Annotated in this window: 9 protein-coding genes and 1 CRISPR repeat array; of the genes, 2 read left to right on the top strand and 7 right to left on the bottom strand. The window is 42.9% G+C overall.

The window, feature by feature from the left end; all coding sequences use genetic code 11:
* Positions 1-211: 211 nt before the first annotated feature.
* The 3 genes from LW728_RS03550 to LW728_RS03540 all read right to left on the bottom strand — a co-directional run bounded on the left by LW728_RS03550 (position 212) and on the right by LW728_RS03540 (position 5,721).
* Positions 212-1,339: a type III-B CRISPR module-associated Cmr3 family protein gene (locus LW728_RS03550; RefSeq protein ID WP_287765215.1), complete on the bottom strand. Its 1,128-nt coding sequence runs from the start codon at positions 1,337-1,339 to the stop codon at positions 212-214.
* Positions 1,339-4,350: a type III-B CRISPR-associated protein Cas10/Cmr2 gene (cas10, locus tag LW728_RS03545; RefSeq protein WP_287765214.1), complete on the bottom strand. Its 3,012-nt coding sequence runs from the start codon at positions 4,348-4,350 to the stop codon at positions 1,339-1,341. The genes LW728_RS03550 and cas10 overlap by 1 nt, the downstream gene beginning before the upstream one ends.
* Positions 4,351-4,467: 117 nt before the next feature.
* Entirely contained in the window at positions 4,468-5,721 is a 1,254-nt protein-coding gene (locus LW728_RS03540; protein WP_002800580.1) for a helix-turn-helix transcriptional regulator, read from the bottom strand.
* A gap of 320 nt (positions 5,722-6,041) precedes the next feature.
* Positions 6,042-7,693: direct repeats of the CRISPR family, unit length 36 nt; unit sequence CTCTCTACTCGCTAGAGAAATTAATTGAATGGAAAC.
* Between the two features lie 536 nt (positions 7,694-8,229).
* On the opposite strand from LW728_RS03540, the gene LW728_RS03535 reads away from it, so the two are divergent.
* Positions 8,230-9,249, top strand: coding sequence for a methyltransferase (locus tag LW728_RS03535; protein WP_287765211.1), 1,020 nt, complete (start codon positions 8,230-8,232; stop codon positions 9,247-9,249).
* Between the two features lie 44 nt (positions 9,250-9,293).
* On the opposite strand, the gene LW728_RS03530 is transcribed toward LW728_RS03535, so the two are convergent.
* Together LW728_RS03530 and LW728_RS03525 are read right to left on the bottom strand one after the other, a co-directional pair.
* The gene (locus LW728_RS03530) at positions 9,294-10,727 is read right to left on the bottom strand and encodes a phosphoglucomutase/phosphomannomutase family protein (protein ID WP_287765209.1); all 1,434 of its coding nucleotides are present in this window, start codon (positions 10,725-10,727) and stop codon (positions 9,294-9,296) included.
* Positions 10,728-10,795: 68 nt separating this feature from the next.
* Positions 10,796-11,140, bottom strand: coding sequence for a hypothetical protein (locus LW728_RS03525; protein ID WP_002773423.1), 345 nt, complete (start codon positions 11,138-11,140; stop codon positions 10,796-10,798).
* Between the two features lie 408 nt (positions 11,141-11,548).
* Here LW728_RS03525 and LW728_RS03520 point away from each other — a divergent pair, with 408 nt between their 5' ends.
* Positions 11,549-12,382 (top strand): photosystem II manganese-stabilizing polypeptide, encoded by an 834-nt coding sequence (locus LW728_RS03520; protein ID WP_002800587.1) that lies wholly within the window; start codon positions 11,549-11,551, stop codon positions 12,380-12,382.
* A gap of 216 nt (positions 12,383-12,598) precedes the next feature.
* On the opposite strand, the gene LW728_RS03515 is transcribed toward LW728_RS03520, so the two are convergent.
* A complete protein-coding gene (locus LW728_RS03515) occupies positions 12,599-13,381 on the bottom strand; it encodes a DUF3226 domain-containing protein (RefSeq protein WP_287765206.1) in 783 nt (260 codons plus the stop codon).
* On the bottom strand, positions 13,378-14,559 hold the full coding sequence (locus LW728_RS03510; protein WP_287669182.1) for an AAA family ATPase: 1,182 nt from the start codon (positions 14,557-14,559) through the stop codon (positions 13,378-13,380). Before LW728_RS03510 ends, LW728_RS03515 begins: the two co-directional genes overlap by 4 nt.
* Positions 14,560-14,695 lie beyond the last annotated feature (136 nt).

Genomic DNA, 14,695 nt, shown 5'->3' with positions numbered 1-14,695 from the left:
TTAACTATAGAAGCGATCAATTTTTGTGTCCTCTGTGTCTGGAGTGGTTCCTTCCACTCCCTCGCCAGCAAGACTGTATTTTAGAATACATTTTACCCACCAAACCTAAGAGAGCTAAAAGTCTCTGTTTAAGTGAGATAATGACCATTTTGATTGCTTGTCATCAAAATCATTAACGCAATTTTCAGCACTTCTATCTCGATCCTGTAGGTTAACTATTCTCCTTATAGTTTATCCAAAGTAATTCTGAGTAGCCTAATTTGCGCCAGCGTTGGTGATATTCGGGACTATCGGGCTGATCTTGAAATAGGCGCTCGGGTTGATTTAAATAGTATTGACTACCCGGGGGGGCGGCGAAGACTTGGGGGGCGGGAATGCTAGTATTTTCTTTTGATTGAATGCGGCAACTGATGGGGATAGCTCGATCGGTTGCGACACTGACTAAATTGCCCGGTTTCTGATTACTATTAACAGTATGGGCGAGTTTCCATTCCCAGGGCCAAGAGCGACAAATGGCTTGATTATTATCGTGACGGCGTTCAAAAATACCGGGGGTAACGAGATAGGCGATCGCTTTATTTATTTGTTTAAAGTTCTCCTCGGATTTTTGTTTTAACTCTTGCCATTGTTGACCTAAATTATCGCATTTTTCCAGTATAACTCGGTGTCCTTCTCCTCCTAACCGCAAAGTTGTGGGAGTGGGAATATTAACATCGATTCCGATCGCTATACTCCAACCGGGTAGCATTCGGATCGCTTTTTCGACAAAGTATCCATCGGCATCTTCTACCTGTTTACTTCCCGGTTTCATGGCGTTATGGGAACGAATTTCTTCTCGCCAGGGTTTATCTTCTCCTTTGTGTTTTACTAACCATTGGCAAGGGTTGATCGCTCCTGTTTTTAAATAATCGAGAATAACTTTAAAAGGTAGATACTGACGATATTTACCTTCTTTCTCTTCTTCCGCTTCATTTTCTCGATTTTGGCAATTTTTGTTAGGTTTAGCCTTAGCTAAGGGGGCAGGTTTCGAGCGATCCCAAAATATATGGTTTTCTGAAATCGTTAAATTATCACTCCAAGAAATAGGAATTAATGGGTCAGAATTGGCGAATCCTAAAGGACGGGGTAGATATAAAGTATCTCCAGCAAAAGATAGGAATGGACCGGTGATTCTAAAATAGCCATTTTTAGAGCGATCTAGTAAAGCACTTAAAGCACCGGCGATCGTGTGACCGTTGGGGGGAAATGTACTTCCGGCCCAGGCTCTTTCTCCGGGGCTAAAGGGTTTGGCATCGCGTAGGAGAAGAACATCTAGGGGAGTGATTGTGTACCAATACATTAAATGGAACCTCCGATCTTAATCTCTCTTTTTCGAGTCATAAAAGCCGCTAATTTCATCCAGCTACGCACGGCTTCGTTAAGATCATTAGGATCATTTTCCGTGGTTAACCAAAGATGTTTGAGAAAGTTGCTTAGGTCTTTTTGAATCTGCTCTGTTTGTTTTTCTGATAAGTTCTCGCGACGGTTACAGAAGGCTTTTGTCCAGGGGAAAATCGCTTCTTGTACTGGTGCGGGATGTTGTTCCCAAATTGTCGCAGCTTGTTCAAAGATACTGGCATCTAAATTCAATTCTAAGAGTTTTTGCCATTGATAAAAAACATCAAACTTAGCTGTAGATTTTAGGATGTTTCCGTTGCCGTAGAGAACGCGCACTTGTACAGCGTCTTTTTTGACTTTTTTGCCGTCAAAGTCTTTATAGGCGTGTTCCTTGGCTTTTTTCTCGGCTTCCCAGAGATTTTCTAGGGCGATAGCAAGGGGTACGGAATGATGAGCAATGACAATACCGAAACTGATAGTCGCCCGCTTTCCCATGGTAAATAGGGGACGTTTGGCGAGATTTTCGGGAGGTTTTTTGCCTTCCCATTGCCAATAGTCACCGGCGTTATTAAATTCCCCATGGGGGTCTTTTTCTCCCTTAAAACATTGCTGGATATCCCATAACCATTTATCCCATTCCCAGAGATTAGTATAGGCGAGAACATCATCACCGCCACCATAGATTAAGCGTCCTGCATAGCGTTGTTCGGTGAGGTAGGGAACGAGTTGATTAGAGAAGTCTAAAAGGGCGCGACTGAGGGCGCTATGGGTAGATGGACCCATGCGTTTATTGAGGGTGACAAAATCGCCAAAAGCTTTTTGTACTTCTTTTTCTAGGGTATCGGTTTCGGTCGGGGGATGATCGGCGTATTGATGAAGTGACTTAGGGATATATTCTCGATAGGGTTTCATTTTTTGGCCTTTTAACCATTCCCCCATTCCGTCACCATCTCCTGCGGCGATAACATACCAATCAGCCGGGTTATTGTTGGGATAGTTTTGGTCAATTAATTGGCTTAATTGATGGCGATAATTAGCCATTTCTTCATCGGTAATCTCTAGTTCTTCTACTAACCATCCCGCATTGAGAAATCGAGGGTGATAACGTTTATATTCTGGTTCGATGTGATCGTCAATGTAGGGGATTCCCCAGGGTTGGGTAAGTGCCGGGGGAATCTTTTTCCCGTCTTCTCTTAACCTACGCGAGATGGTGCGACAAGCGTGATGAAAATGGTCGAGATCACCGCCTGTTTTGAGATAACCGGCGACTCCCACGGTTAAATCGGGATAAGCGGCATCTAGACGCTCTTGGTCGCTATTTTTTAAGAGTTTTGGCAGGATTAGGTGTAATCCGCGTTTAACCGTTTCGGTGGCGTTGAGTTGTTCGATCCCATCGAATAATCCGGCATTTCGTTGCCAATATTCTTTGCTTGCTTTTTCGCTAATCCAATCGTTGTTACTATCGGGATGGACGACGGGGCCAAGTCCAGAAATGGTGGAACGGGGGCCGAAAGCGGTGGGAATCTGCCAATCGCGGGCATTTTTGACGGCAGCAAGGGCCGAACGGTTTTGATCGAAAGCACTACTCCACCAAGAACCAACATTAGAACTAAAGGGATGTTTTTTCCATTTCTCAAGGCGTAGTTTTCCAGCTTTTTGCAGAAATTCCTGCTCTTTTGTTAAGAATAGAGCTTTTTTATCGTAGAGATTATAAAGTTCGTTTTGTTTATCTCGCCAGCTTTGCGCTTTTTCTGGGTCTTCGGCTTGATTTTCGGCACTATTTTCGTTTTCTTGGTAAATTTCGCTACTGGTGAGGAGTTGGTCTTCTCTACCGATGGGGACCCCCACATAATAGGTTTGCCATTGGGCATTTAACCAACTGTCCCAGGTATGACTATTTTCTTTTAATTTGGGCATCCAGTGACGTTCTCCCAATTCCTCGAAAACTTGCCGACTAATTTCTTTCCATTCTTTTAATAAACTAGATTTAGCGGTTTGCATGGCCGCTGCCACCTTATCTTTGGGCAAGACGAGGATAATAATGTTGGGAAATCCGGCGGTTAGTAATTGTCGATCGCTCGGTGGGTCGATCCAGGGTTTAAAATCGGGATATTTTTCTAGTAACCATCGATCGATTAAGGGTTGTGCGTAGAGAGAGGGATAGATCAAACTATCGGGGCCGTATTGTTGGGCCAGTTGCCAGCAGACTTGAGCAGATAGATAGTGCAGAATCCAAGAACCTGCCCAAAAATCGCGCATTTTGCGGCTGGCTTTGATTAGTTCTTGCACAGGGGAAAAGGTAAAACTAACGAGATAAGCGTGGGATAATTGTTTTCCCGTCGGCCATTTATTGACCACATCCTCGGAGGTGAGATCATATCCCGCTAGGGTCCCGGCGATGGCCGCCGTTAAACTGGCATGACTCCAGATCGATCCGTCCGGTATTCTGGTTTCGGCGGGCATTAAAAGCAGATTTTCGTCATCGAGTAATTTCGTCGCCGCTTGGGGGAGACAGCGCCATAACCACCAAAATAGTTCTTTAGCTTCGTTTTCTGAGATTCCTGTGCGTAATCTGTCGGGAATTTGGTTAAATAGCCGTTTTTCCTGTTCTTTTAAGTAATCTGTGCGGTTAGAAGCGATTTTCTTATGGGTTGTGTCGGCTAATTTGAGATTTAAAGGTTCTCCGGAGAGGAGGTGACGCAATTCTAGACCTGTTTGTTGATCGTAGTTAACGAATTGGGTTAAACTACCGATCGCCGATCGATCGCTGGCTGAGGTGATATAGTCAGCTAGTTTGATTTGTTTGAGAATTTTTTTAGTCGATTCTTCGGGGTTATGTTTTCCCCACAACTTCATTACTTCTAAATCTCTCCAGAAGCTGTTATCACCGCGTCCTGAGTTGCTATGTAGGGCCTTGAAGACGGGATCGTGTAGTAGTCCCCAGATTTTCGCTTGCCAGTATCCTAGGGCCATAAACGCCTCAACTCCTTGCTGACCGATGTTCTCAGTATATCAATATGCCTTAGGAACCTCTAGAGATAACACGATATTTTGAAGATTTTTCTAAAAAGCTTCAAAAGCTTATCCCGTCTAAGTTTCTGGTGGTATGAATTTTTTACTATGATTATCGTCTGTTGGGGGAGAATATCGATCGACCAACATTTGCGCCGATCGCTGGTGTTTTTCCGCCATTTCTGGGGGAGAGAGAATCTGGGCCTGTTCGAGATAGCGCTGTACCCACCAGAGAAATTCTTCCAGGGAACGGGACGGGAGAGCGATGTGGTAATCGATCGAGTTAAGGATTTTCGTCTGCGGGTCGATCTGGGGATTTGTCAACTGCTGCCGGGGGTGACGCGCTTCTCCCTCCCAGATAAAGTAACTCACAGGATGAAAAAAGCGAACTTTAACGGTAATTAGGGTTAATTGTGCCGCTAATTCCAATTTTTGCGCTGCTAAATCCCCCAAATTCAAGCCCCAGCCATTTTTAATCAGTTTGTGGGCATTATTGAGGCTGTGGCGCTGTTCTTCGAGGGAGCGAGAGGGTTCTGGGAGGATTCGACAATGACCGGCGAAACGATTGAGTCGGCCGATGGCCAGACAGCCATCGGGATAGGTTTCGTAGAGGAGATACCAGCCAATGTCACGGTAAATTAACTGGAGGGGATAGATCGGGAAGGGCCCGGTAAATTTCTTTTGATAGGGATCGATCGGTCGGGCGATCTCGATTACCTCTCCCCGGACAATGGCCTGTTCTAGGGTGTCGATTTTCTCGTATAAAGTTTGGCGATATTTTCCCCGTTCCATCATCTCTTCGGGATCGGTATAGTTGATCGGTCGATCGAGTTGTTCCCAGACGGGATAGAGAAAGTCAGCCCGGGAGCCGAGTGTAAACCCTTGAAGACGGCGATCGAGTTGGTGATAGACCTGACGGATTCTCGGATCACCCTGATAGAGGGCCCGGGAGCGGAGTGCATCAAAGGCGATTTTAAGTTCGTCGGGACTCATAACCCCGGTGCCGAGATAATACCCCCAGCGATAGATGTGGCGATCGAGAATTTTGTAATCCCGTAGGGTCGTTATGTCTTTTCTCAGGGTGGCAATGGAGGGATATTCCGCAGGCCAACCGAGGGCGAGGGTGGCGGCGAGTTCTCTCACCCGTTCCTGTACTTCCGTTAATGCGTTGTGATCTTTCCCCGAATGGTAATTTTCCGAGGGATCGAGGGTTTGATAACCGACTCCGGGGTGTCGGACGAGGGTGGCGATCAGGAGCATAAGTCGCTGGAACTCGCGACTATCTCGTTCACGCAGTGTTCTTTCCCTAGGGGATTTGGGGTGCTGAGTCATACAGATGCAATCGGTTCAGTCAAGGGGAAAGCCGATATAAATTTACTTCACTCCGAGGGCTAGAAAATCCGATCAGGACTGGAAAAATTAGCCGCTCGATCGAGGGGTTAAATTATTGGCTTTTTAGGGTATCATCGACTAGCGACCGACAGGGGTGGGAGCAGATAACCTCGGTTTCCGGTAAAATCCCTCGATCTACCACAGGATAAGGGTTTTGTGGTTTATGGGGTTGACTGTGCGACCGTATCTAGCTATAATTAACTTATCCGTCGCAACTGGCTTCCGAACCCCAATCCTGTTCGGACGTTTGCCTACCGGCTCTCTCTACTCGCTAGAGAAATTAATTGAATGGAAACATCAGTGCTTAAATTTCGGTACATTTTGATACTCCTCTCTCTACTCGCTAGAGAAATTAATTGAATGGAAACAAAAGGATAGAACCGATATACTCACAGACAGAATGACTCTCTACTCGCTAGAGAAATTAATTGAATGGAAACTTAAACCCAAATTACGAGCGCAAGCTAATCGGCTATCTCTCTACTCGCTAGAGAAATTAATTGAATGGAAACTCGCACCCACCAAAGCAAACCGCTTTTCTTTAGTCCTCTCTACTCGCTAGAGAAATTAATTGAATGGAAACTGGAGATCGATTTTTCAGTAGCATCTAATCTATCCTGTAACTCTCTACTCGCTAGAGAAATTAATTGAATGGAAACGATTCGTACCATTCGCGCATTAACTTGGAAGTTTCTTCCTCTCTACTCGCTAGAGAAATTAATTGAATGGAAACATCTCTATACCGTTAGCATCGGCGAAGTCATTGATACTCTCTACTCGCTAGAGAAATTAATTGAATGGAAACCAATTAGGATTATCCGTGCATTCTTTATAGATTTGCAGCCTCTCTACTCGCTAGAGAAATTAATTGAATGGAAACTTGACAGTGCTTCTGAAGTGCAGACCTTTTATATTGCTCTCTACTCGCTAGAGAAATTAATTGAATGGAAACCCATTATCCGTAGAATGCTGTTGCTTTATGTCTTTTCTCTCTACTCGCTAGAGAAATTAATTGAATGGAAACTTGACAGCATTTCTTACCATTTCTTTTAGAGTTTTCATTTCTCTCTACTCGCTAGAGAAATTAATTGAATGGAAACCCAATAAAAAACGTCGATCGCCTCCTGTTCAATTGTCCTCTCTACTCGCTAGAGAAATTAATTGAATGGAAACTTGCGACCTTCATAGTTTGAACCGTCGTGAATTTCTACCACTCTCTACTCGCTAGAGAAATTAATTGAATGGAAACTCATTATCACCTCCCCAACTGGTAAAAAAGCTTAATTCTCTCTACTCGCTAGAGAAATTAATTGAATGGAAACTTCAGACGCTAACTTTCTTAATTCGGACATTTTTAGACTCTCTACTCGCTAGAGAAATTAATTGAATGGAAACAAATTTCGATCGTGAATTCTTCCCCGGGGAATCTGCGCTCTCTACTCGCTAGAGAAATTAATTGAATGGAAACTTAGGAGGATTTTCGTCATCTTCGTTGAATTCTGGGAAGATAATACTCTCTACTCGCTAGAGAAATTAATTGAATGGAAACTTGGATTGTCCATAGTTGGATCATTTCCTCTAATAGGCTCTCTACTCGCTAGAGAAATTAATTGAATGGAAACAATATTCCGTGGTTTCCCTCAAAACAGTCTTGGTTGCTCTCTACTCGCTAGAGAAATTAATTGAATGGAAACATTTTGTACAAAAGGAGTAGCGCAAATCATCTTTAGGACCCTCTCTACTCGCTAGAGAAATTAATTGAATGGAAACATTTTCTGTGTATTTATTAATTAGGCAAGTCTCTGCTCTCTACTCGCTAGAGAAATTAATTGAATGGAAACGAATTCCTCCCAGAAATTATCAAAACAAGTGATTTCTCTCTACTCGCTAGAGAAATTAATTGAATGGAAAGTCGATCTTGACACGGTTTGAGTTTTGTGGTAGCATATTTTTATATAAAAAGTGTTTTGTTTACACGACCCGCCTCCGAGCGGGTTTTTTATTGCTCTCTACTCGCTAGAGAAATTAATTGAATGGAAAGAGAGCGCTTGTAACCCTCAACCCGACCGACCCCGTCTCTCTACTCGCTAGAGAAATTAATTGAATGGAAACCCCTGACACGATGTAGTAAACCCCCTCTTGATACTCAGGGACTCTCTACTCGCTAGAGAAATTAATTGAATGGAAACCCCTGAATTCCCCGGGCTTTAAGAATCTTTACAAAACTCTCTACTTGCGTTTAGAAATTAATTGAATGGAAACCCGCTTTAAATTTTGGATTGAAATTTTGTGTTTATCTCTCTACTCGCACTTAGAAATTAATTGAATCTCCCCCAATCCCTTTCCTGTTGACCCTTGCAAAAGTGCCTCATCTCAACAGACGATTTAAATGCCCGGGCAGCTTATTCTATATGGTAATGTTTAATTATATTCCCACAAAAGTTGCTTATGTCCTTACCTGAACTCCCTCTTCATCTTCAATTAACCCAAATGGTTTCGGGTTACTGGCTATCTCAGGCCATCTATGCTGCGGCTAAATTGAGTCTAGCCGAGCATTTAAGCAAAGGAGCGAAATCTTGTCAAGAATTGGCCTCCCTAACTGAGACTAATCCTGCTGCTTTATACCGACTGATGCGAGCGTTAGCTAGTGTGGGAATTTTTCAAGAAACTGAATCTCAACAGTTTATACTAACTCCCTTAGCCGAACATTTATCTAGTGACCATCCCCGGTCAGTAAAAGCGACAGCAATTATGTTAGGAGAAGCCCCCCATTATCAAGCCTGGGGAAATGTGTTACATAGTATTAAAACGGGACAACCATCCTTTGATGATGTCTTTGGGATGGGAGTCTTTGAATATTTTCAAACTCATCCGCTAGATGCAGAGATTTTTGAACAGTCGATGAATAGTTTTTCTTTTTCGGAGGAGAAGGCTATTTTAGCTGTGTATGATTTCTCAGAATTTCAAACCCCAGTAGATGTAGGTGGGGGATACGGTGAGATGTTGGGGACAATCTTAGAGCAATATCCCCACCTCAAAGGGATTCTTTTTGATGAAGAATATGTAATTTCCCATTGTCAACCGACTTTAGAAAAACACGGCATTCTCCATCGTTGTCAACCCGTTGGCGGTAATTTTTTTGAATCCGTACCATCGGGAGGAGATGGCTATTTATTAAAACATATTATTCATGATTGGGATGATCGACGAGCGATTGCTATTTTGAAAAACTGTTGTCAAGCTTTAGATAGCAATGGTAAAGTTTTGGTCTTGGAAATGGTTGTTCCTTCGGGTAATAATCCTTCGGCCGCTAAAATGTTAGACCTAAATATGTTAGTTATGTGTCCGGGAGGTAAGGAAAGAACCGCAGAAGAATTTGAGGAATTGTTGAGTCAAGCGGGATTAAAATTAAATCGAATTATTCCAACTCAAGAGGATATTTGCATTATTGAATGCGTTAAAAAATAATAGAATAGAAAAAGGGTTTCTTCAAGAAACCCTTTTTCTATTGTTTAGATATAAGTAGCCCAAGATTTTGCCCAGGCGAGAATTTCATGAACTCGATCGAGGGTTGAAGATTCACAGTAGAGACGCAAAACCGGTTCTGTACCACTAAAGCGAATTAACAACCAACTGCCATCTTCTAAACGGAATTTATAACCGTCTATAGGATTACAATCAGTCACTTGTTTACCGGCAATTTCCCTTAAGGGTTCCTGATCCAAAGCAGTAATTAACTGATCGCGAGCTTCCATATTAGCTAGGGGTAAATCAATGCGATCATACTGAGAATAAAAACCAGTTTTATCCTGTAATTGCGCGTAAAGATCGCTTAAATCTTGGCCCGATTCTACCACTGCTTCCAAAACGTATAAAGCTGATAATAAAGCATCCCGTTCGGGAATGTGAGTACCATAACCGACACCTCCCGACTCTTCCCCACCAATTAACACAGGAGTGGTCAACATTCGATCGGCGATATACTTATAACCGATCGGGGTTTCAAAGACCGATAAACCGTATAAACTGGCTAATTTGGGGATTAAATCGGAACCGCTCACCGTTTTGACAATTTCCCCTCTCATTCCCTTTTTGCCGGCTAAATGCTCGATTAAAATCGGGATGAGATTTTGGGTGCTTAAAAAATTCCCCTGACCATCGATCGCCGCCACTCGATCGCTATCGCCATCGAAGACCAAACCTACTCGCAAAGGGGCTAAATTTGCGCTGTGAGCCAGTTTATCGATGATTTCCGTCAAATTTCTCGGTAAAGGTTCCGGAGAGCCGCCACCGAACAAAGGATCGCGATTGCCGCGTAATTCCGTGATCCCCACCCCCAAAAGACGCTCTAAACCGGTAGCCGCCGCACCGTGCATGACATCGGAATAAACTTTTAGTTGTCCCGATTCGATCGCCTCGGCAATAGCGGTAATATTAACTTTTTGGCGTAAACCCTGACAATAACCTGACCACGGTTCAAAAGTGCTTAATTTACCTGCATTGGCCTTAAATTGGGGCGGATTAGATAATAAAGCTTCAATTTGTTGGGTAATTTCCGGCGAGACAGAACCACCAAAATAACCTTTAACCTTCAAACCGAGATATTTAGCTGGGTTATGACTGGCGGTTAAGACGATCGCACCGAGAGCATTTTCTGAGCGAGCTGCCCAACTAAAAGCGGGAGTGGGAGCGTAGGATTGGGAGAGAAGCACATCAAAACCGGCTTTTTGCAGCGATTCCGCCGCAGTTTGAGCAAAATCCTCCGCCATAAACCGCCGATCATAGCCGACGATCATCGTCCGCGAACCCGTGATCTGACCATAATTATCCGCTAAAACCTGAGCCGCCAAGGGAGCGAGCAGAGCGACTCGATCGAAAGTAAAATCGGCGGCGATAATCCCGCGCCAGCCATCGGTTCCAAATTTAATCGGGTTCACGGTGGTCATGATTTACGAACTACCCCTAAAATATCCATTTTCCCAATACTGTAACCCGCTCCGTACTCTCTGGACACTCATTTTTCCCGATCATCGGTTTTTGCCGCCGGATCGAGCGCACCGGCTTCACTGATTAATAATTTTTCCATTAACATTTGTAACTTCATCCGTTCTATATAGGGCCATCCCCCGGTTTCCTCGATATCCCGGAGTAATCCGTATAAGTCCTTACGAGTATTGGGTAAAGATGGCTCGAACATCTGCTCGCGAATTTGCCGATGTAAATTTTCTAAAGTTCGCAGCAACCTTAACAAACCGTTACAATCTCCCTGTTGTTCTTCGGCGATCGCTGTCACCGTCGTTACAAGGGAATGCAGTTGGCTATCTAATTGGCTATTATCTCCCGGCAATCGGCTATTCATCGAAATTTCTGCACCTGAAAACAGTCACACCGATCATATCAGTCATCAGCTATGAGTTTCTTAGAGCCTTCTGACTTGAAAGAGGGTGTAGGGTGTAGGGTGTAGGGTGTAGGGTGTAGGGTGTAGGGTGTAGGGTGTAGGGTGTGGGGAGTGGGGAGAACAAAGCTGCCTATTGCCTATTGCCTATTGCCTATTGCCTATTGCCTATTGCCTATTGCCTATTGCCTATTGCCTATTGCCTATTGCCTATTGCCTTCTGTCTCTCCTCTCCCTGTCCCCCATCTTCTCAATGGTCACGGATCTTTGATAAACTGAGTTTCGGTGAATTGGCCCGACCGATTCGATAATTCATCAGGCTATGGATCAAGGGTAGTAATTGTAAAGATTGACAAAGAGAGGTTGACATAGATGAGATTTCGTGCCTTGTTAGTTGCCTTTTTAGCCTTGTGCTTGGGGGTGTTGACAGCTTGTAGCGACGCGCCTAGTGCCGTCCTGAATAGAAACGAGCTAACCTATGATGAAATTTTAAACACGGGATTAGCTAACAAATGTCCCCAGATTTCCGAGTTCACCCGGGGTACTCTCCCCTTAGAACGCGGCGAGAGTTATGTGGTGACAGATTTATGCTTGGAACCCCAAGAATATTTTGTCAAGGGTGAACCCGTTAATAAGCGGGAAGCAGCCACTTTTATCCAGGGTAAACTCCTAACCAGAGATACCACCAGTTTAGAACAGATGACAGCGAGTTTAACCGTAGGTGAAGACGGTGTTTTAACCCTCAAGGAAGAAGACGGTATCGATTTCCAACCCATTACCGTACAATTACCCGGAGGTGAAAGAGTTCCCCTCTTCTTTACCATTAAAGGTTTCACCGGCAAAACCGAAGCCGGCTTTAACTCGATTAACAGTTCCACCGATTTTGAAGGCGACTTTAAAGTTCCTTCCTATCGTGGCGCTGGTTTCTTGGATCCCAAAGGTCGGGGTGTGGTGACGGGTTATGATAATGCTGTCGCTTTACCCGCTAGTGCTGATAGTCAAGATTTCCAACGCGCTAACGTCAAAGCAACGGAACTGGGTAAAGGTACTATGTCTTTACAGGTAACTAAAGTTGACGCTTCTACCGGCGAGTTTGCTGGTGTTTTTGAAAGTGAGCAGCCTTCCGACACCGATTTAGGGGCAAAAGATGCTGAAGAAGTGAAAATTCGCGGCATTTTCTACGGTCGTCTCGAAGCTCGTGCCTAATTAATAAATTCAGAGTTTCTGGAAATTACGGCGAATTTCTCCCTAGAGAAGTTCGCTTTTTTTCTAAGCTTTGACACAATTAAGTTATACCACTTTTCTTTAGTTGTGACATAGATAATGTAATAGGCAAGAGGCACTCATGCAAAAGGCAAAAGTTATATTGAGAGAATTAAGCATTAGTTCGTAACTCCCCAAGTTTTCAGCAGATAAATATAATTATATCGACTCCATTTTGAGTAGTTGTTTCAGGAAAGTTAAGAGATTTTGTAGTGATGGTATTTGTGTTGCAGTTTGTTCGCTAATCCATCGATCATCGGAAATGGTTGCGGTGTTGGTTTTTCCAGGTTTAAGAATACTAGCAATGGCGGCAATAGTGGCTTTTTCTTTATCAAAAGGTTTCCAGCCAATTTGACTAATTTCTTCCTCGGAAAATTGTTGAATATATGCTTTTGCTCTGTTCATATATTCAGGATAGGCGATTTTTCCACAATCACAAAGTAGGGTATCTAAGACATCTTGATCAACATTATTAGGCAGTATATATAATCCGACTCTTGGTCTGTTTTCTTGAATAGTTCCCGTAGCAGCTACTACCCTGGGAAAGTCGGGAAAATATTCCCGAAAACCCTGATGATATTTGCGAGCAACTTCTGCTGGGTTATCTTTATCCGCATCGGCAATAATGGCAAAAGCTGATAATTCATTGTTATAATCCATATCGGCAAGTTTATTGGTTAAATTTTTAATTAATTCACTGCCACCCCCGGCATAAATTGCCACGGATAAAGTCTCAGTATAAAGAATAGATGGCATATCGAGTCTGATGTAAAGTTTTCCAGTTTTAGGAGGAGGATATTTCGGAATAAATTTTTTCCAAATTGGCTCTAGATTTGAGAGTTCTTCACATTTAGAAAACCCCAGCAGTTTACACATAACTTTCACCAGAAAAGCTTGATCATGATTACCCTCCACTCCAATCAATATATGTTCTCGACTCACCAACGAACCTCCTGTCCTAAGTCTTCTCGTAAGCTTTTTAATCGAGTCCAATCATGTCTAACTACTCTAGTATAATTTTCCTTTGGTTCGAGACGATAAAGCACTAAATCTGATTCTGGTTCGGTGACTTCTAAAAGAGCATCAACAGCTTCTAGACTGTGGGTAGTAGCAAACAGTTGTACATTCATTTTTTGACACCATTTAACTAACCAATTAAAAGAACTTTGCAGTGCCTCTGTATGAATAGCTGATTCTAATTCATCAATGAATAAAATTCCACCTTTAACACTGGCAAGTTTGAGGGCGATATGAAGTAAGCGACGCACCCCATCACCAAAGGTACTAACGGGGACAAGTCCCAATTTTTCATGTTGAATATAAATATTAAATCTGGCAGATAAAGAATGAGGAGGTAAGAGAATTTCTAAGTCAGAAATATTACTGTCCATTTGACGCAGTAAATCGATAACATCTGTTTTAAAATTGGCAAATCTCACTTCTGAAAGTAACCGAAATTGACCAATATCAGAACGATGAGAAGCGGGACTAACCAGAGAAGTTAGTAAGCTAGGTTCTTTTTTTCCCGATAGTCTAGAGAGAGGGCTATTTTCCCAAAGTTGATAGTTTTCTTTCAGGGGATTTTGGGGATAATTAATTAAACTTAATTGTTCTTCAGCAAGAAATACTGTTATCGATAAATTTATACCTTTTCTTGTTTCCCATAACTCTTCATTATTATCAATTAAATCTTCATTTTCTTCGCTAATTATCTCATTAGGATTAAGCTTGTCTTCGGGACTGTCAGTTAAAATAATTCCTTCGAGTTCTTCATAAATTGCCTCGATTTTCTGAACTTTAAAGGAGCCATTTCCTGTGATTGATATAACCCCGTGATTAAGTTGTTCTTGCTCAATCATTGCCTCGTGGGTAAATAACCACTGTAGGGAATCTAGATAAGGAGTCCGAGAAACTCTGTACTCTTGTTCTCTTTGTCTAGCAGTATTTAGCCAAACTTTTAGATCTAGGGGATGACAATAAATAGATAACGCTTCGAGAACGCTGGTTTTTCCCGAATTATTAATTCCCACAAGCAGGTTAATCTGTCCGAGATTCTTTAGCTCAAGCTCTCGCAGTCCTCTAAACTGATGAATGGTAATGTTTTCTAGGCTTTTAGTCATAAACTTAGTTTAGCTGAAAAGGGTGACAAAAAACTAAGTTATCTCCTCAAATGTGTTGAAGTTTTAATGAACTTCTAGTTATCAGCTTTTTCCTATCTCCTGTTTCCCGTCTCCTTTTCATGACCACTTACTTAAC

Source organism: Microcystis sp. 49638_E5, from assembly GCF_021300285.1.
Taxonomy (GTDB): domain Bacteria; phylum Cyanobacteriota; class Cyanobacteriia; order Cyanobacteriales; family Microcystaceae; genus Microcystis; species Microcystis aeruginosa_C.
Note: the sequence above shows the minus strand (reverse complement) of the source record. Positions and strands in the feature narration are given on the sequence as shown.

Bases quoted from the DNA above. Each gene is read 5' to 3' on its own strand.
- LW728_RS03525 (WP_002773423.1), bottom strand. From the start codon at position 11,140: ATGAATAGCCGATTGCCGGGAGATAATAGCCAATTAGATAGCCAACTG.
- LW728_RS03535 (WP_287765211.1), top strand. From the start codon at position 8,230: ATGTCCTTACCTGAACTCCCTCTTCATCTTCAATTAACCCAAATGGTT.
- LW728_RS03540 (WP_002800580.1), bottom strand. From the start codon at position 5,721: ATGACTCAGCACCCCAAATCCCCTAGGGAAAGAACACTGCGTGAACGA.
- cas10 (WP_287765214.1), bottom strand. From the start codon at position 4,350: ATGGCCCTAGGATACTGGCAAGCGAAAATCTGGGGACTACTACACGAT.
- LW728_RS03530 (WP_287765209.1), bottom strand. From the start codon at position 10,727: ATGACCACCGTGAACCCGATTAAATTTGGAACCGATGGCTGGCGCGGG.
- LW728_RS03550 (WP_287765215.1), bottom strand. From the start codon at position 1,339: ATGTATTGGTACACAATCACTCCCCTAGATGTTCTTCTCCTACGCGAT.
- LW728_RS03520 (WP_002800587.1), top strand. From the start codon at position 11,549: ATGAGATTTCGTGCCTTGTTAGTTGCCTTTTTAGCCTTGTGCTTGGGG.
- LW728_RS03510 (WP_287669182.1), bottom strand. From the start codon at position 14,559: ATGACTAAAAGCCTAGAAAACATTACCATTCATCAGTTTAGAGGACTG.